This window comes from Acinetobacter calcoaceticus DSM 30006 = CIP 81.8 (assembly GCF_000368965.1).
In the GTDB taxonomy this organism is placed as follows: domain Bacteria; phylum Pseudomonadota; class Gammaproteobacteria; order Pseudomonadales; family Moraxellaceae; genus Acinetobacter; species Acinetobacter calcoaceticus.
Genome location: NZ_KB849780.1, coordinates 2,262,846 through 2,281,064, shown reverse-complemented (window position 1 = coordinate 2,281,064; position 18,219 = coordinate 2,262,846). Strand labels below are relative to the sequence as shown.

Below are 18,219 nucleotides of genomic sequence, written 5' to 3'. Positions count from 1 at the left end.
ATAAAATTCATTACACTAGATGATTAAATGAAAACCTATAAAGATATAAAGACCCGATTACGCCCTTGGCGTTTTGCTTGATATAAAGCGTCATCTGCTTCTTTAAATAAATTTTCAATCGCCCTATGAGAAGATGGGGAATATAAACTTATGCCAATACTGACCTGAATAAAAATTGGTAATTTCCCATAAATATAAATCGGTTGCTGGCTAATTTTAATTCGTATTTGCTCTGCAAGGTCAAAGGCGCTCTCTTTGGTGGTATCTGCAATAAAAATTGCAAATTCTTCACCGCCAAAGCGGCCCAATAAGTCATGAGGATGCAAAATATTTTGAATAGTGGTGACACAAGTCTGTAGGGCGCGGTCTCCTATTTGATGGCCGTAGTTGTCATTAACGTGTTTGAAATGGTCTACATCAAGCATGAAAAATGCTGAGGTTTTATTTTCCTTGTATACCTTTTCTTGAAGTAATCTGACCGACTGCAAAAACTGGCGTCGGGTAAGACTAGAGGTCAGCTCATCATGTGCAATGGCATGTTGAAGCTTTTGAATTAACTCTGAATGTAAAACACTAATGCTAGAGACGGTAAGAGGTGCAATCGTCATCATGATTAAGCCAATACGAATTGAGATGGTATTGCTTAAATATTCGTTTGGATAAAGCAGAAGGTAATGTCCAGAGACATGATAGATAATATAGGCACTGGTAAAGGTTGTAATGAGTGCAACGATAATAGGTTTGTAGCGAATAGCGCACCAGATGAGTGCGGCAATCGGGTAGAGGAGCGAACCAGGACCAGAGTCATAATAGCTAGCGCCAATAGAAATAATGACAGCCAAAAAAGGTAAAAGGTCAATTGCTTCTAAACCACGATTTCTAGAAAAGTAGTTTTTTATCTGATTATATTGAGGTAGGTTCAAGATGATAGGTAAAAGAAGTAGGGCATTTTGTAGTTCTGAAGTGAACCAGTAACCGAATTCATCCCACAAATTACCAAGCATAAATTTAGTATTAAACATAGGCACGAAAGTTGCTGCAAATAACGCGCCTGCTACGCTGCCTATACCGCATAAACCAAATAAAAAGAGGTAAGAATAGCCTCGATAGGCTGCTTTAATATGCTGATTAAAAAATGTATAGAATGCGAGGGTAGTAACAACATAAATAAAATTTGACGTTGTTAAAACGAGTGTGAGAGCAAATGGAGTACCCTGAAATAGGTCAGCAATAACATAACCTATGTAGGCCCCTAAAAACGTGCTTGGCCGACGATTGCTCGGAAAGCGAATGAGTAAACCGAGCAAAACAGAATTGGCTGGCCAAAAGAATGCCAGAAAACTTAAAGGACGAGATGCGATGCCAATAAAACAACATACCGTAATAATGAAGCCAAACAGGAGAAAAAATTTTAAAGAAGAGGGAAATGAAAATTCACGAAGTGAGTCTGGCATCAGCTGCCCTTAATGATAAACACTCTTATCCAAGAGTAATAAAATATTATGCATGACTAAACATTCATCATAATTCAGAGGGGAAGTTGAATACAATAAAAAACAAACTAATATTATAAAAAAGTAAGTTATAAAAACTTAATGGTCGATGAACTGTGTAATTATTCTAAAATTAAAAAATGAAAAAAATCATCATAAACAAAAAAACTATTAAATAAACCGATTATGCGTGGTGAAACCCCCCTTACAACCCATAGAAGAATAGTTTTGTTTAGAAAATCATCCGAAAGACTAAGACGCTTCAACTAGCATGCGAAATTAGAAATCAGGTACAATTGGCGGGATTAATTTTGTGTTTGGTGTATTTGAAGGCCAATACATACATTCTTTGTTAAATAATAGGCCTGCCAGGAGTTATCCCCGCATGAGTGCCATTACTCCATACGACTGGGCGATTATCGCCTTCGTGATCGGCGTTACATTTCTTTGCGTCTTTATGCTCACAGTTCCCTTACTCCTCGGGGGGAAATCGTGGGGGCGTGCTAAGCAAGAGCAGTTTGAATCGGGTGTCGTGAGTGCTGGTGGCGCTCGCATTCGCCTGTCTGCAAAGTTCTATTTAGTTGCAATTTTCTTTGTTGTCTTCGACTTAGAGGCACTTTACCTCTATGCATGGTCTACTTCTGTGCGTGAAGTAGGATGGTTGGGATATACCACTGTCGTGATCTTTGTCGTTGATTTATTGATTGCGCTTGTTTATGCCTTCTCTGTAGGTGCTTTAAGTTGGTCACCAGCAGATCGCCGTAAATCAGCAGGTGAGGCGATTAAAATCGGTTCACCAACAATGAACATTGCTGAAATTACACGCTTTAACTCTATTGAAGAGCTCGTAACTGACCCTACAGGCCAGATTCCAGCTCAATCATCAGGTCGTGTTAAGTCAAAAACTACACCTGCATTGTCATCTGAAAAGGAGTAAGTCGGGATGAAATATACTCTGACCCGCGCGAATCCGGATGCTGATCAATACCCATTGCAAGAACGTCAAATCGTGACAGATCCACTCGAAGAGGAAGTGAATAAAAACGTATTCATGACTCGTTTAGAGGATGTCTTGCATACAGCAGTAAACTGGGGGCGTAAAAACTCCTTGTGGCCATTTAACTTTGGTACCTCATGTTGTTACGTTGAATATGCAACAACCTTAACAGGTGTGCATGACTTGTCACGTTTCGGCGCAGAGGTTATCCGTGCTTCACCTCGTCAAGCTGACTTGATGATTGTTGCAGGGACCTGTTTCGTAAAAATGGCACCAGTTATTCAGCGTCTATATGAACAGATGTTAGAGCCTAAATGGGTCATCTCGATGGGTGCTTGTGCAAACTCTGGAGGTATGTACGACATCTATTCAGTAGTACAAGGTGTAGACAAAATTATTCCTGTTGACGTGTACGTCCCAGGTTGTCCACCTCGTCCTGAAGCGTTAATTCAAGCTTTAATGCTTTTACAAGACCAGATTCAATTAGAGCGACGCCCGCTTTCTGCCGTGATCGGTGATGATCTTCAGCCAGTGTATAAGCCAAAGATGATGCCAGAACGTGACCGTAAGAATGCGCAGCGTATTGCCGTTAAAAACTTACGGTCTATGGATGAGATTAAATAATTTTTTGACGGTGCTTTGACATATCTAACCGATATGTTCATCGAGAAAATTGACAGAATTTGTATTAAATAGGAAGCCAAGCCAATGGCTGAAACTGACATTGCTATGCCAGAGTCAACACCAGTTGATTCACGCCCAGCATTTGCAATCGTAGAAGAACTCAAAACCAAATTTGGTGAGAACTTTTACGTGCAGGCGACTTTTGAAGAGTTTCCAACAGTCTGGGTTGAGCGCGCACGCGTGCAAGAAGTCCTTATGTTCCTACGTAAAGTGGAACGTCCATATGTAATGCTGTTTGACTTATCTGCGATGGATGAGCGTTTACGTGTTCATCGTGATGGTTTACCAGCATCTGACTTCACTGTGTTCTATCATTTATTATCGCTTGAGCGTAATAGTGACATTCGTATCAAGGTTGCCTTGAACGAAAATGATCTTAACCTTCCGACAGCGACCAATATCTGGCCAAATGCCAACTGGTATGAACGTGAAGCTTACGATATGTTCGGTATCAATTTCGAAGGGCATCCAATGCTCCGTCGTATCTTGTTGCCAACGTACTGGGAAGGTCATCCGTTACGTAAAGAATATTCAGCACGTGCGACAGAATATACGCCGTACATGCAAGACAAAGCGAAACAAGACTTTGAGCAAGAGCACTTACGCTTTGTGCCAGAAGATTGGGGTCTTAAGCGTGGTAACGCTGACGAAGACTTCATGTTCCTGAACTTGGGTCCTAACCATCCATCTGCACATGGTGCGTTCCGTGTTGTATTGCAGTTAGATGGTGAAGAAGTGAAGGACTGTGTTCCTGATATCGGTTATCACCACCGTGGTGTGGAAAAGATGGCTGAACGTCAAACATGGCATTCTTTCATTCCTTATACTGACCGTGTTGACTACTTGGGTGGTTGTGCTCAGAACATGCCTTATGTGATGGCTGTAGAGCAAATGGCAGGAATCAAAGTTCCTGAACGTGCTCAAGTCATTCGTGTCATGTTGAACGAATTGTTCCGTATTAATAACCACTTGTTGTTCTGTGGTACGGCAATTCAGGATGCCGGTGGTATGACACCAGTATTCTATATGTTCGCAGACCGTCAAAAAGTTTACGACATTGTTGAAGCAATCACGGGTTACCGTATGCATCCAGCATGGTTCCGTATTGGTGGTACAGCACACGATCTTCCAAATAACTGGCAAAAACTTGTTAAAGACTTGCTAGAGTGGATGCCTAAGCGCTTAAACGAATACTACACAGCAGCATTGAAAAACTCTGTGTTTATTGGTCGTACGCGTAACGTTGCACAATACGATGCCAAGTCTGCACTCGCATGGGGTGTAACTGGTACTGGTTTACGTGCGACAGGTATCGATTTTGACGTTCGTAAATATCGTCCATACAGTGGCTATGAAAACTTCGATTTTGATGTGCCAGTTGAGTATGAAGGTGATGCATATGCACGTGTACTCGTTCACTTCCGTGAAATTACTGAGTCGTTAAAAATTATTCAACAGTGTTTGGATAACATGCCTTCTGGTCCATATAAAGCGGATCATCCATTGGCTGTTCCACCACCGAAAGATAAGACATTACAAGATATTGAAACCTTGATTACGCACTTCTTGAGTGTTTCATGGGGTCCTGTCATGCCAGCGGGCGAGTCATCATTTATGACTGAAGTGGTTAAAGGTGCAAGTACGTATTACTTGACTTCAGATAAATCGACGATGAGTTATCGTACTCGTATTCGTACACCGACGTTTACTCACTTACAGCAAATGCCTGCAGTGATTAACGGCAGTTTGGTATCTGACTTAATCATTTATCTGGCGACCATTGACGTGGTTATGGCTGACGTGGATCGCTAAGAGGTAACACATAATGATGATTTTGACTGATAAAAAGCCACGTGTGAATGTTGAAGGGATTTTGACTGCGGAAGAAATTCACGACATCGAACATCACATTGGTCACTATCCATACCCTCGTGCAGCCTCTTTGGATGCATTGAAGTGTGTACAACGCCGTAATGGTTGGGTAGATGACGCTCAAATGAATGCCATCGCACAGTTATTGTCGATGAGTGTTGCTGATTTGGAAGGTGTTGCAACATTTTACAACCGTATCTATCGCCACCCAGTAGGTCGTCACGTGATTTTGCTTTGTGACTCAATTGCTTGCTTCTTAATGGGTGCAGAAACACTTGCTGAAGCATTCCAGCGCGAATTAGGAATTCAGTATGGTCAAACGACACCAGATGGTCGTTTTACACTGCTTCCAATTTGCTGCTTAGGCAACTGCGACAAAGGCCCAACTTTAATGATTGATGAAGATACTCACGGTTTAGTCGAAGTGACATCAATTAAACAGTTATTGGAGAAGTATGTATGAATACTGAACCAAAACCAATTTATGGCGACGGTAATCCAGAAACTCATCCGCTCACTTGGCGTTTAAGTAAACGTGAAGAAGTTCGTGGTGCTGATGATTACGAAGCACTTGAAGGTTATGCTGGCTTTAAAAAAGCATTAGGCATGAAACCTGCTGAAGTGTTAGATGTCATTAAAGCTGCAACTGTAAAAGGTCGTGGTGGTGCGGGTTTCCCAGCGGGTATTAAATGGTCATTAATGGCACCAAATGATGGTGGTCCACGTTATTTGATCTGTAATGCCGACGAAATGGAGCCGGGTACTTTTAAAGACCGTTTGTTGATGGAAAAACTTCCACATCAATTGATCGAAGGTATGTTGATCGCGGGTTATACCTTAGAGGCAACTCAAGGTTATATCTTTATCCGTGGTGAATATATTGAGGCAGCTCAATACTTAAATGAAGCATTAGAACAGATTCGTGCTAAAGGTTATTTAGGCGAAAACATTTTAGGTTCTAGCTGGAATTTTGATTTGCATGTACATACGGGTGCAGGGCGTTATATCTGCGGTGAAGAAACTGCATTGATTAACTCGCTCGAAGGCCGTCGTGCAAACCCACGTACTAAGCCGCCGTTCCCGCAAGTTGCAGGTGCATGGGGCCGTCCAACAATTGTGAACAACGTTGAAACTTATAACAACTTGCCAGCAATTATGCTTCGTGGTCCAGAGTGGTATATCGGTTTATCAGCAGGTAAATCAAAAGACCCAGGTACTAAAATTTATGGTGCATCAGGTAAAGTAAAATTCCCAGGTCTTTGGGAGTTGCCATTTGGTACAACTGCACGTGAAGTGATTGAAGATCATGCTGGTGGTATGCGTGAGGGCTTAAAGCTTAAAGCATGGTTACCAGGTGGTGCTTCAACTGACTTTTTACCGGCTGATACCATTGATTTACCAATGGATGCAGACACGATTATGAAAGCAGGTTCTCGTTTGGGAACATGTTTATTGATGGTGGTTGACGAAACTCAATGTATGGTATCGCTCACTCGTAACTTAGAAGAGTTCTTTGCGCGCGAATCATGTGGTTTCTGTACGCCATGTCGTGATGGTTTGCCATGGGCTGTTAAAGCGCTTAAAGCACTTGAAGTAGGCGAAGGTAAGAAAGAAGATATCGATCATTTACAAGAATTGACTCGTAAATTATGGATTGGTAAAACTTTCTGTGCCCACGCACCAGGTGCGATGGAGCCGCTTATGGGCGCACTCAAACATTTCCGTGGTGAGTTTGAAGCGAAAGTGACGACTCGTCCTGTCGTGCAAACCAGCAACGTAGAACAAGCTTAAGGAATTCGACTTATGGCTACAATTCATGTCGATGGAAAATCGTATGAAGTCAACGGCTCGGAAAACTTGCTACAAGCATGTTTGAGTCTGGGCATCGACATCCCATATTTTTGTTGGCATCCATCCTTAGGTTCGGTTGGTTCTTGCCGTCAATGTGCTGTTACGCAATATGCGAATCCAGAAGATACGCGTGGTCGTTTGGTCATGTCATGCATGACACCAGCATCTGACAATACCTATATCTCGATTGAAGACAAAGAAGCAACAGATTTCCGTGCATCTATTGTTGAATTTTTGATGACGAATCACCCGCACGACTGTCCAGTCTGTGAAGAGGGTGGTCACTGTCATTTACAAGATATGACTGTGATGACTGGTCATGACCGTCGTCGCTACCGTTTTACAAAACGTACGCATTACAACCAAGAACTTGGCTCATTCATTGCACATGAAATGAACCGCTGTATTGCTTGTTACCGTTGTGTTCGTTACTACAACGACTATGCGGGCGGTACGGACTTTGGTGTGTATGCCAATGCATCTCGTGTGTATTTCGGTCGTCCTGAATCAGGTACTTTAGAGTCTGAATTCTCGGGTAACTTGACTGAAGTATGTCCAACAGGTGTATTCACTGATAAGACACATTCAGAGCGTTATAACCGTAAATGGGACATGCAGTATGCACCAAGCGTGTGTCAAGGCTGTTCTTCTGGTTGTAACATTTCTCCGGGTGAACGTTATGGTGAAATCCGTCGCGTAGAAAACCGTTTCAATGGTTCGGTTAACCAATACTTCCTTTGTGACAAAGGTCGTTTTGGCACAGGTTATGTAAACCGTGCAGACCGTCCACGTCAGCCTCAGTTCCGTAACAGTGAAACTGTTGCAACTGTCTCTGTCGATCAAGCTTTAGATCAAACGATTGCGAAGCTTCAAGGCAAAAAAGTCTTGGGTATTGGTTCTCCGCGCGCAAGCTTGGAATCGAACTATGCATTACGTGAGCTTGTAGGTCAGGCAAATTACTCAACTGGTGTTGCACAAAAAGAGCAAAAACTTGTTGAACTTGCTGCATCTATCATGCAAACCGAGGGCATTTACAACCCGAACATGCGTGAAATCGAAAGCTATGATGCTGTCTTGATTTTAGGTGAAGACCTGACTCAAACTGCACCACGTATGGCCTTGTCAGTTCGTCAAGCTGCGAAAAACAAAGCTCGTGAAATGGCTGCAAAAACACGTACGCCAGACTGGTTAGCTGAGCCTGTACAACGTATTGGTCAAGAAGCAAAATCTCCGATCTATATCTTGGCTGCAACTCAAACTCGTCTTGCCGATGTTGCAACTGGTGAAGTTGTTGCTTCTCCAAATGACATTGCTCGTTTAGGTTTTGCAGTAGCTGCGGCAGTGAAAGGCGAAACAGTGAATGGTTTAGATGACGATGCAAAAGCATTTGCTCAAACCATTGCTGATACGTTAAAAGCAGCAAACAAGCCATTAATCATTGCGGGTACTAGCTTGCAAGATGCTTCTATTATGGAAGCTGCGGCTGAGTTGACTCAGAACTTAGGTTCTAAAGCTGGTTTAAGTCTTGTGGTTCCTGAAGTGAACTCGATGGGCTTGGCATTGTTTGGTGGCTTAAGCCTCGAACAAGCATTTGCTCAAGACTACGACACACTTGTTATTGTTGAAAATGACTTGTTCCGTCGCTTACCTGCTGTACAAGTGCAGGCTGCACTTGATAAAGCTGAAACAGTAATTGTGCTTGATCACAGTGAAACTGAAACTGTGAAACAGGCTGATATTGTACTTTCAGCAGCAAGCTTTGCCGAAGGTGACGGTACTGTTGTAAGCCAAGAAGGTCGTGCACAGCGTTTCTATCAAGTTTACGATCCAAGTTACTACAAACCTGAATATGCAATTAAAGAATCATGGCGTTGGTTACATGCCATTGAAACTGGCATTAAAGGTAAAGCTGTAGACTGGACATTGCTTGATGATGTGATTGAAAGCATCGTAAAAAATGTACCAGTACTTGAAGCTATTCAAGATGTGGCACCTGATGCAGGTTACCGTGTACATGGTTTGAAAATTGCACGTGAACCACGTCGTTATTCAGGTCGTACAGCAATGCGTGCGCCGTTATCGGTTCATGAACCTAAACAGCCTACAGATCTAGATTCAGCATTAACATTCTCAATGGAAGGTTATGTTGGTCCGCAAAAAGCATCATCATTAGTACCATTTGCATGGGCTCCGGGCTGGAACTCTCCACAATCTTGGAACAAATACCAAGATGAGGTGGGTGGTCACTTAAAAGGTGGTGATTCAGGTGTGCGTTTATTCGATCGCTTAGCAAAACGCCCTGCACGTAGCTATGTTGCTCCAGTAGCGGTAGTTGCAAACCCTGAAAGTTTCCGCTTAGTACCAATGCATCATATTTTTGGTTCTGGTGAATTCACTACTAAAACACCTGCAATGGAAACTCGTATTCCAGAAGCTATGTTTGCAGTAGGCGAACAAGATGCAAGTCGTTTGAACCTTCAAGAAGGTCAACGCATTACAGTAAAAGCAGGCGAAACCAGTGTGAGCTTGCCTGTACAAGTAATTGAATATTTACCTACAGGTTATATTGGTTACCCAGTTGGTTTAGCACCAATGGTGTCACTAGCTGAGCCTGTTTCAGTGGCTTTAGGAGTGTAATTCATGAATCAAGAAATTATACGTCAAACGCCACTTTGGGCTGAGAACTGGCCAATTGCTTATGCTGTAGTTCAAGCAGTTGTGATTTTGCTTGTGGTTGTTTTAGTTGCAGCGTTGATGTCTTTTATTGAACGTCGTTTGCTTGCTTTGTGGCAAGACCGTTATGGTCCAAACCGTGTTGGTCCTGGTGGTATGTTCCAGATCGTTGCCGACATGCTCAAGATCATGTTCAAAGAAGACTGGACACCAAAATTTGCTGACAAGCTTACATTCCGTTTAGCACCAGCTGTTGCAATGGCAACAGCGGTTCTTTCATTCATGGTTATCCCGGTGAGTCCTTCACTGGGTGTTGCCGACATGAGTATCGGTTTGTTGTTCTTCATGGCAATGGCTGGTATTGCAGTCTATGCAGTATTGTTTGGTGGCTGGGCTTCAAATAACAAATACTCATTGCTTGGTGGTTTACGTTCAGCTGCTCAAACCATTTCTTATGAAGTGTTCTTGGGTATCTCATTGATGGGTGTGGTTGCAATTGCAGGCTCATTTAACCTTCGTGAAATTGTTGAAGCACAACGCGATGTTTGGTTCGTCATTCCACAATTCTTAGGTTTCTTGATTTTTGTGGTTGCTGGTGTTGCGGTAACTCACCGTCATCCATTTGACCAACCAGAAGCAGAACAAGAATTGGCTGAAGGTTACCATGTTGAATATGGTGGTATGAAATGGGGTATGTTCTTCGTTGCTGAATATGTCAACGTGGTACTTATTTCTGCATTGATCGTAACTTTATTCTTCGGTGGCTGGTTAGCACCATTCAATTTAGAAATTCCATTTGTTCCGCCAGTATTCTGGTTTGTGATTAAAACAGCATTCTTTGTAATGATGTTTGTTTTGGCTCGTGGTTCTTTAATGCGTCCACGTTATGACCAAGTCATGAACTTTGGTTGGAAAATTTGTTTGCCATTGGCGTTGGTCAACTTGTTAGTGACTGGTGCTGTGATTCTGATGAATCAGGCCTAGGACAGCAGGGAGTACAAAATGTATAAATTTCTAGCTGGATTCGGATCGATTGTACGTTCGTTATTTATGGTATTTAGCCATGTAACGCGTAAACGTGACACGATTTTATATCCAGAAGTACCGGCTGAACAGATTGTGCCGCCACGCTTTCGTGGTCGTATTGTGTTGACGCGTGACCCAGATGGGGAAGAGCGTTGTGTGGCATGTAACCTATGTGCGGTTGCGTGTCCAGTTGGCTGTATCTCATTACAAAAAGCAGAAACAGAAGATGGACGTTGGTATCCGGAATTTTTCCGTATCAATTTTTCACGCTGTATTTTCTGCGGTATGTGTGAAGAAGCTTGTCCAACAACTGCGATTCAGATGACACCAGATTTCGAACTTGGTGAATATGTACGTCAAGACTTGGTTTATGAGAAAGAAAACTTACTCATTTCAGGTCCGGGTAAATACCCAGACTACAACTTCTACCGTGTAGCTGGTATGGCAATTAACGGTAAAGAGAAAGGTCAGGCGCAGAAAGAAAGTGCACCAATCGATGTACGGAGTCTATTACCATGATGTGGCCGTTTTATTTGATGGCACTCGTGGCCATCGTTTCTACGGTTCGTGTAGTGACTAACACGAACCCTGTACACGCTTTACTTAGTCTAATTGTTTCATTGCTTGCTGTTGCTGGTATTTTCATGATCGTGGGGGCGCCTTTTGCAGGTGCTCTTGAAATCATTGTTTATGCCGGAGCAATTATGGTTCTGTTTGTCTTCGTGGTGATGATGTTGAATTTAGGTCAACACACTGTAGAACAAGAACGTAAATGGCTTTCTTCAGATGCTTGGGCATATCCAGCACTCATGAGTTTCTTACTCGGCTTGCTTTTGGTTTGGATGCTTGGTGGTGAATACACCACAATTTCAGCACCACTTGGGGCACAAGTGATTGGACCAAAAGTAGTTGGTCAAGCACTCTTTACTCACTATTTACTATTGGTTGAAGTTGCCGCGATGTTATTGCTAGCAGCCCTTGTTGCAGCATACCACTTAGGTAAACGTGAACCAGGTGCAGAAGAGGAAAAAGAATAATGGGCCAGATTCCTTTAGAACATGGTTTGATTGTTGCAACCATCCTTTTTGCACTCGGTTTTTACGGTGTAATGGTGCGACGCAACCTATTATTTATGTTAATGAGCCTTGAGGTCATGATGAATGCTGCTGCATTGGCATTTGTTCTTGCGGGTAGCGTATGGGCACAACCAGATGGACAAGTTATGTTCATTCTGATTTTGACCCTTGCAGCAGCAGAGGCATGTATCGGTCTTGCGATTGTCCTTCAGTTCTATCATCGCTTCCATCATTTGGATGTGGATGCTGCTAGTGAGATGCGCGGATGAGTTATTTATATCTAACAGTATTATTTCCGCTAATCGGTTTTATTTTATTGGCGGCAGGACGAGACAAACTCTCTGAAAATGTTGCAGCAATTATTGGTGTGGGTTCTGTAGGTTTATCTGCATTATTTGCATTGATTGCTGGAATGGCATTTACCACAAGTGGTCAGCAAGTTTTTGTTCAAAATCTGTGGACATGGTTCAATGTTGGCGGTTTTGCGCCGGGCATTAGCTTACATTTAGATGGCTTATCTTTACTCATGATGGGCATGGTTACAGGTGTTGGTTTCTTAATCCACATCTTTGCATCATGGTACATGCGCGGTGAAGAAGGTTATGCGCGCTTCTTCTCTTATTTCAACCTGTTTGTTGCCAGCATGCTTGTGCTTGTATTGGGCGACAACTTAGCGTTGTTATTCTTAGGGTGGGAAGGCGTAGGTCTTTGCTCTTATTTGCTTATCGGTTTCTATTATGCAAACCCTGCAAATGGTTGGGCTGCGATCAAAGCATTTACAGTTACCCGCGTAGGTGACGTATTCTTACTTATTGCTTTATTCTTGCTTTACCAACAATTTGGTACGTTGAATACTCAGTACATCGTTGAACACGCAGCAGAAGTAATGACGAAGAGTTCGTCACTTACGATCTGGACTGCATTAATGTTGTTCTTGGGTGCTGCTGGTAAATCTGCGCAAATTCCATTGCAAACATGGTTGGCAGATGCAATGGCAGGTCCAACACCTGTTTCTGCATTAATCCACGCTGCAACAATGGTAACGGCTGGTGTGTATTTATGCTGCCGTCTATTCAGCGTATTTGAACTTGCGCCTGAAGTGATGCAATTCATTTCGGTAACAGGTGCCGTGACTTTGCTAGTTGCAGGTTTTGCCGCACTCGTTCAAACAGACATCAAACGTATCTTGGCTTACTCAACAATGAGTCAGCTTGGCTATATGTTTATGGCTGTAGGTGCTGAAGCTTATCAAGCTGGCTTGTTCCACATGTTGGCTCACGCATTCTTTAAGGCATTATTATTCTTGTCTTCTGGTGCGGTGATTCTGGCTTACCACCACGAGCAAAACATTTTCAAAATGGGTGGCTTGTTCAAACGTAACAAATTCCTGTTTGCTTGTTTCGCGATCGGTGGCGGTGCATTAGCAGCGATTCCATTCTTGACGATTGGCTTCTTCTCTAAAGATGCGATTCTTGGTGAAGTTTGGGTACAAGGCCAATCAGTTGCTTTATACCACACCTTATATTGGGTGGGTGTAGCAGGTGCATTCCTTACTTCGATTTATACATTCCGTTTAATCTGGGTTGTATTCTTTGGTCAAGAAAACACGCCTTACCATGAAATTAAAGGTGCAACGTACTGGGCTCCATTGGGCATTTTAGCTGTACTGTCTACTTTTGTTGGTGCCGTATTAAAAGCACCTGTAGCTGGTATTCTTAATACTGCAAAAATTCCTGAATTCCATGTGGCTGAACAATTTGTAGAAGGCATGCATGGGGCAGAGCATTTAGCAGTAGGCATTGCGCTAGTTGGTCTAGTTGTTGGTATAGCATTATTTACATTTGCTTATGGTGCCGTGAAATCATTTGCTCAAACAAGTTTGGGTGCAGGTCTGGCGCATATTTGCCGTACTGCTTTTGGTTTTGATGCATTGTATGACATCGTTTTTGTTAAACCTTATTTATTCTTCGCCAAAATCTTTGGCCGTGATCCGATTGACAGTTTGTGGTTAGTTCTTCCTGCACTAGTGAAAGGCGGAAATAGTTTTACAAGCTCACGTCAAACCGGTTCATTGCGTGAATACGCATCAAGTATGTCACTCGGTGTAGTGGTGTTATTGATGATCTTGATCGTTATTCAGGTAGTGGGGAAATAAAATGGAAAACAATTTAATTTTACCCGCGCTGATTCTTGTTCCGTTCATTGCTGGTTTTATTTGTTGGTTAGTCGATAAGCTCGACAAAACTTTGCCACGCTGGATTGCCTTAATTGGTATGCTCATTACTTTGGGCTTAGGTCTTGCACTTTGGCAAAGTGGAACTTATAGCTATGAGTTGGGTTCAAAAATCCCAACTTGGACTGCTGAGTTCTATTTACCGTGGATTCAATCACTCGGTATTGGCATTCACTTAGCTGTGGATGGCTTATCTTTACTCATGGTGTTATTAACAGCGTTACTTGGTGTACTTGCTGTTGGTTGTTCATGGGGCGAAATTCAAAAGAACGTTGGTTTCTTCCACTTAAACCTTTTATGGAGTTTAGGTGGCGTTATCGGTGTATTCTTAGCGATTGACCTATTCTTGTTCTTCTTCTTCTGGGAGATGATGCTTGTACCAATCTACTTCTTGATTGCGTTATGGGGTCATAAAGGTTCAAACGGTCGTTCACGTGTTTACGCAGCTACCAAGTTCTTCCTTTACACGCAGATCGCTGGTTTAGTGATGTTAATCGGTATCCTTGGTCTTGTAGTTTATGGCTACATGATGACAGGCATGATCGGTTTCGATTACAACTATTTATTAGCTGTAGCCAACCACTTACCTGCGAACCTAGCTTATGGTTTCATGATCTGTTTCTTCATCGGTTTTGCCGTGAAGTTACCAGTGTTTCCATTACATGGTTGGTTGCCGGATGCGCATGCTCAAGCTCCTACAGCAGGTTCTGTGGACTTAGCAGGTATCTTGATTAAGACAGCTGCGTATGGCTTGCTTCGTTTTGTTATTCCATTCTTCCCGACAGCTTCTGCTCAGTTTGCAGATATTGCGATTATTTTCGGTTTGATTGGTATTTTCTACGGCGCATGGTGTGCTTACCAGCAAACTGACATGAAACGTTTACTTGCGTATACGTCGATTTCACACATGGGCTTTATTTTGCTTGCAATCTACGCAGGTAATATTTTGACCTTCCAAGGTCTAATGATCATGATGTTGGCACATGGTTTATCATCAGCTGCATTGTTCATTATGTCTGGTCAGATCTACGAACGTTTACATACACGTGATTTACGTTTAATGGGTGGTCTTCGTGGTCAGCTTCAGTACTTGCCATTTTTCTTGATGTTCTTCGTAGCTGCTCTTGTAGGCGTGCCAGGTTTGGGTAACTTTATTGGTGAATTCCTGATTTTGATGGGTTCATTTAATAAATATCCTGTCTTCACGATTCTTGCTTCTATCAGCCTTGTATTTGCAGGCTTATATGGCTTGATCTTGATTCACCGTGCTTTATTTGGTGAACCAAACCCTGAACAAAAGCAACACTACACTAGTCCACTAAAAGACTTATCTGCTCGTGAAGTTGGTATTTTGATGATTTGTGCGATTGGTCTCGTTTGGCTTGGTATCTACCCACAAACATTCTTGGATATGTCTCATTCAAGCATGCAGTGGTTGGTCAATAGTTATATGCCAGTTCAAGAAGTCGTTGAAACTGTTCAGCAAACAGCTACTCAACTTGACCATGTGGAGATCCAATAATCATGAACTTCACAGTATCACTCTCTACGCTTATGCCTTTAGCTCCGGTGATGATTGTTGCTTTGACAACAATCGTCGTCATGCTGTTAATTTCTATTAAGCGTAATCATAATTTGATCGCAACAACCTCTGTAGTTGGTTTAAACCTCGCTGCACTTTATATTTTATTTGCAGTATTTGGCGGTAAGTTTGTACCGGCAAATGTGATGGGCATGTTTATGGTTGATCCATTTACCATGTTCTATCAATTTATGATTTTGATTGCGGCATTGGCTTGTTGTACTTTGTCTCATGCTTACATCGAAACTTATAAAGATAACCGTGAAGAACTATATCTTTTGTTACTTGCTTCAGTAGCAGGTGCAATGTTGATGGTTGCAAGTTCTCACTATGCATCGTTCTTCATTAGCCTTGAGTTAATGTCGATTCCTGTATATGGCTTACTTGCTTATACCTATCAACGTAGTAGTTCACTTGAAGCTGGTATTAAATATCTTGTACTTTCAGCGACAGCTTCTGCAATGTTGTTGATGGGTATGGCATATATCTATGCATATACTGGTTCGCTTTCATTCTATGATTCTGTACAGGCGTTATTTGGTGCAATCAAACAGCCAATGGTGTTATTAGGTTTAGCACTTATTATCTTTGCTGTTGCATTTAAATTATCGCTTGCGCCGTTCCATAAATGGACACCAGATGTATATGCAGGTGCACCAGCGCCAATGGCAACTTTCTTGGCGACCGCTGCTAAAGTTGCAACCATTGGTTTGTTCGTGCGCTATATGCTTGCTTCAGGCGCAATTATGGTGGACTCGTTAGTTACTATTTTGACAATCATTGCAGTATTGTCGATTTTAGTGGGTAACTTACTCGCTGTTCGTCAAGTTAACTTAAAACGTATTCTTGGTTATTCATCTATTGCTCATTTTGGTTATTTGTTAATTGCTTTAATTAGCATGACTTATGCGAGCTTGGGTAGCGTAACTGTATATGTGGTGTCTTATGTATTAACAACTATCGGTGCTTTTGGTGCGGTAGCGTTAATGTCTAGCCCATATAACAACGTAGATGAAGCACAAAGCCTTGCAGACTACCGTGGTTTGTTCTGGCGTCGTCCAGTACTTACAGCAACGTTAACAGTCATGATGTTATCTTTGGCTGGTATTCCATTAACAGCGGGCTTCATTGGTAAGTTCTTAGTGGTAATGGCTGCTGTAACAACTCAACACTGGTTCTTGGCTGCAATGATTATTGTGGGTAGTGGTATTGGTTTGTACTATTACTTACGTGTGATGGTTGTAATGTATATGACACCACCAGAAACCCCTCGTATTGATGCAGATGCTCATTGGGGTCAAAAAGTAGGTGGTTTAATGGTATTGGCTGCTGCTGCATTAGTTATTATTTTGGGTGTTTACCCAGATCCAATGATTAATTTGGCATTAAAAGCAGAAATTTTATCTCCATTACATTTCATGCTTTCACAACAACAATAATCTTAGTGTACAAAAAAGCCTCCAAATCTGGAGGCTTTTTTTTATTGGGCATTAAAAAAAGATTATAATAAATACGTTTTTATATTTTTAGGTAACATCTGTGGCCATTCAAGAAATTCGTCACCCACTTATTCGTCATAAATTAGGTTTGTTACGTCGTTCTGACATCAGTACTAAGAATTTCCGTGAGCTTGCTCTGGAAGTGACTATGTTATTGACGTATGAAGCAACAAAAGATTTACCAGTTGTGGATTGTGAAATTAATGGATGGGCCGGAACTGTTACTACTCAGCGTATTGCTGGTAAAAAAATAACGATTGTACCGATTTTACGTGCAGGAATTGGTATGCTGGATGGCGTACTTAATCTGATTCCAAGTGCAAAAGTTAGTGTTTTAGGTCTTGAACGTAATGAAGAAACATTAGAAGTTCGTACTTATTATAAAAAACTAGTTCCAGATGTTGCTAATCGTCTTGCAATGATTATCGATCCAATGTTGGCAACAGGTAACTCATTAGTTGCTGCCATTGATGTGTTAAAGGCGAGTGGCTGTAAAGATATACGTGTTATGGTATTAGTTGCTGCCCCAGAAGGTGTTGCTAAAGTTGAAGCAGCTCATCCAGATGTACAGATTTATACAGCATCTATTGATAATGGCTTAAATGAACAGGGCTATATTGTTCCTGGTTTAGGTGATGCGGGCGATAAAATTTTTGGTAGTGTCCAAAAAGACTAATTTTTGAAATAACGATAAAAAGAGACTTAATCAAACCGTAAAGTTTTGAGGGCGGATTGAAAGTCTCTTTTTAATTTTCTGCTGTAATAACAGTATTGAAAAAGTAGGGTAAAGATCATGAAGCAAGAGTTTTATACCGGAAAAGTTAAACAATATGATCCTGAAAAAGGATTTGGTTTTATTGGAACGGCTGAAGGAGATATTTTCTTCCATATTTCGGATTTTCCTGCATCAGAAGGGGAGCCGAAAAGAAATGAAAAAGTGAAATTTCTCGCTGTAGATAATCAAGGGAAATTTAAGGCTATAAAGATTGAGCGTATCGATCCTAATCCATCTAAAACCAAAAAAACTCAAATCACTGATCATAATAAAGCGATTACAACAGAGTTGTTATCACATTTTCGACGCTAACAGTGTTCTTAATCTTCAAGGCTATCTTAGGGCAGAGTTTAGCTAAGACCAGCAAAGAAGATTTTTGATGGTGTGTGGAATGAGTAAGTAATATAAATTAAGGGAGGTGTAAGCTTCCCTTAATTTTCTTAAATAATAAAGTGGTG

General features: G+C 41.8%; 16 protein-coding genes. 15 read left to right on the top strand and 1 reads right to left on the bottom strand.

Annotation, left to right across the window (positions count from 1 at the left end; all coding sequences use genetic code 11):
* Positions 1-35: 35 nt before the first annotated feature.
* Entirely contained in the window at positions 36-1,454 is a 1,419-nt protein-coding gene (locus tag F936_RS15635) for a GGDEF domain-containing protein (protein ID WP_005048755.1), read from the bottom strand.
* A 424-nt stretch (positions 1,455-1,878) separates the two neighbouring features.
* On the opposite strand from F936_RS15635, the gene ndhC reads away from it, so the two are divergent.
* From ndhC to F936_RS15560, 15 genes are all read left to right on the top strand, one after another.
* A complete protein-coding gene (gene ndhC / locus F936_RS15630; protein WP_003653481.1) occupies positions 1,879-2,430 on the top strand; it encodes an NADH-quinone oxidoreductase subunit A in 552 nt (183 codons plus the stop codon).
* 6 nt (positions 2,431-2,436) lie between these two features.
* A complete protein-coding gene (locus F936_RS15625; protein ID WP_002050353.1) occupies positions 2,437-3,114 on the top strand; it encodes a NuoB/complex I 20 kDa subunit family protein in 678 nt (225 codons plus the stop codon).
* Positions 3,115-3,198: 84 nt separating this feature from the next.
* On the top strand, positions 3,199-4,986 hold the full coding sequence (gene nuoC, locus F936_RS15620; RefSeq protein ID WP_003653478.1) for an NADH-quinone oxidoreductase subunit C/D: 1,788 nt from the start codon (positions 3,199-3,201) through the stop codon (positions 4,984-4,986).
* Positions 4,987-4,999: 13 nt separating this feature from the next.
* Positions 5,000-5,509 carry an NADH-quinone oxidoreductase subunit NuoE gene (nuoE, locus tag F936_RS15615; RefSeq protein ID WP_003653477.1) on the top strand — a complete coding sequence of 170 codons (510 nt, stop codon included), beginning with the start codon at positions 5,000-5,002 and terminating at the stop codon, positions 5,507-5,509.
* Positions 5,506-6,837 (top strand): NADH-quinone oxidoreductase subunit NuoF, encoded by a 1,332-nt coding sequence (gene nuoF / locus F936_RS15610; RefSeq protein ID WP_005048752.1) that lies wholly within the window; start codon positions 5,506-5,508, stop codon positions 6,835-6,837. Before nuoE ends, nuoF begins: the two co-directional genes overlap by 4 nt.
* Positions 6,838-6,849: 12 nt before the next feature.
* The gene (gene nuoG / locus F936_RS15605) at positions 6,850-9,534 is read left to right on the top strand and encodes an NADH-quinone oxidoreductase subunit NuoG (RefSeq protein WP_005048749.1); all 2,685 of its coding nucleotides are present in this window, start codon (positions 6,850-6,852) and stop codon (positions 9,532-9,534) included.
* Between the two features lie 3 nt (positions 9,535-9,537).
* Positions 9,538-10,554, top strand: a complete 1,017-nt coding sequence (gene nuoH, locus F936_RS15600) for an NADH-quinone oxidoreductase subunit NuoH (protein WP_003653472.1) — start codon at positions 9,538-9,540, stop codon at positions 10,552-10,554.
* A gap of 18 nt (positions 10,555-10,572) precedes the next feature.
* Entirely contained in the window at positions 10,573-11,115 is a 543-nt protein-coding gene (gene nuoI, locus F936_RS15595) for an NADH-quinone oxidoreductase subunit NuoI (RefSeq protein ID WP_003653469.1), read from the top strand.
* Positions 11,115-11,633, top strand: coding sequence for an NADH-quinone oxidoreductase subunit J (gene nuoJ, locus F936_RS15590; protein WP_014205902.1), 519 nt, complete (start codon positions 11,115-11,117; stop codon positions 11,631-11,633). The genes nuoI and nuoJ overlap by 1 nt, the downstream gene beginning before the upstream one ends.
* Positions 11,633-11,941, top strand: coding sequence for an NADH-quinone oxidoreductase subunit NuoK (nuoK, locus tag F936_RS15585; protein ID WP_003653467.1), 309 nt, complete (start codon positions 11,633-11,635; stop codon positions 11,939-11,941). Before nuoJ ends, nuoK begins: the two co-directional genes overlap by 1 nt.
* The gene (gene nuoL, locus F936_RS15580; protein WP_003653465.1) at positions 11,938-13,827 is read left to right on the top strand and encodes an NADH-quinone oxidoreductase subunit L; all 1,890 of its coding nucleotides are present in this window, start codon (positions 11,938-11,940) and stop codon (positions 13,825-13,827) included. The genes nuoK and nuoL overlap by 4 nt, the downstream gene beginning before the upstream one ends.
* 1 nt (position 13,828) lies before the next feature.
* Positions 13,829-15,427, top strand: a complete 1,599-nt coding sequence (gene nuoM / locus F936_RS15575) for an NADH-quinone oxidoreductase subunit M (protein ID WP_003653463.1) — start codon at positions 13,829-13,831, stop codon at positions 15,425-15,427.
* Positions 15,428-15,429: 2 nt separating this feature from the next.
* Complete coding sequence (gene nuoN / locus F936_RS15570; protein WP_003653461.1) at positions 15,430-16,926, top strand: NADH-quinone oxidoreductase subunit NuoN; 1,497 nt, start codon at positions 15,430-15,432, stop codon at positions 16,924-16,926.
* Between the two features lie 100 nt (positions 16,927-17,026).
* Positions 17,027-17,662, top strand: a complete 636-nt coding sequence (gene upp / locus F936_RS15565) for a uracil phosphoribosyltransferase (RefSeq protein ID WP_005048744.1) — start codon at positions 17,027-17,029, stop codon at positions 17,660-17,662.
* A gap of 117 nt (positions 17,663-17,779) precedes the next feature.
* Entirely contained in the window at positions 17,780-18,073 is a 294-nt protein-coding gene (locus F936_RS15560; RefSeq protein WP_003653457.1) for a cold shock domain-containing protein, read from the top strand.
* The last annotated feature ends 146 nt before the right edge of the window (positions 18,074-18,219 follow it).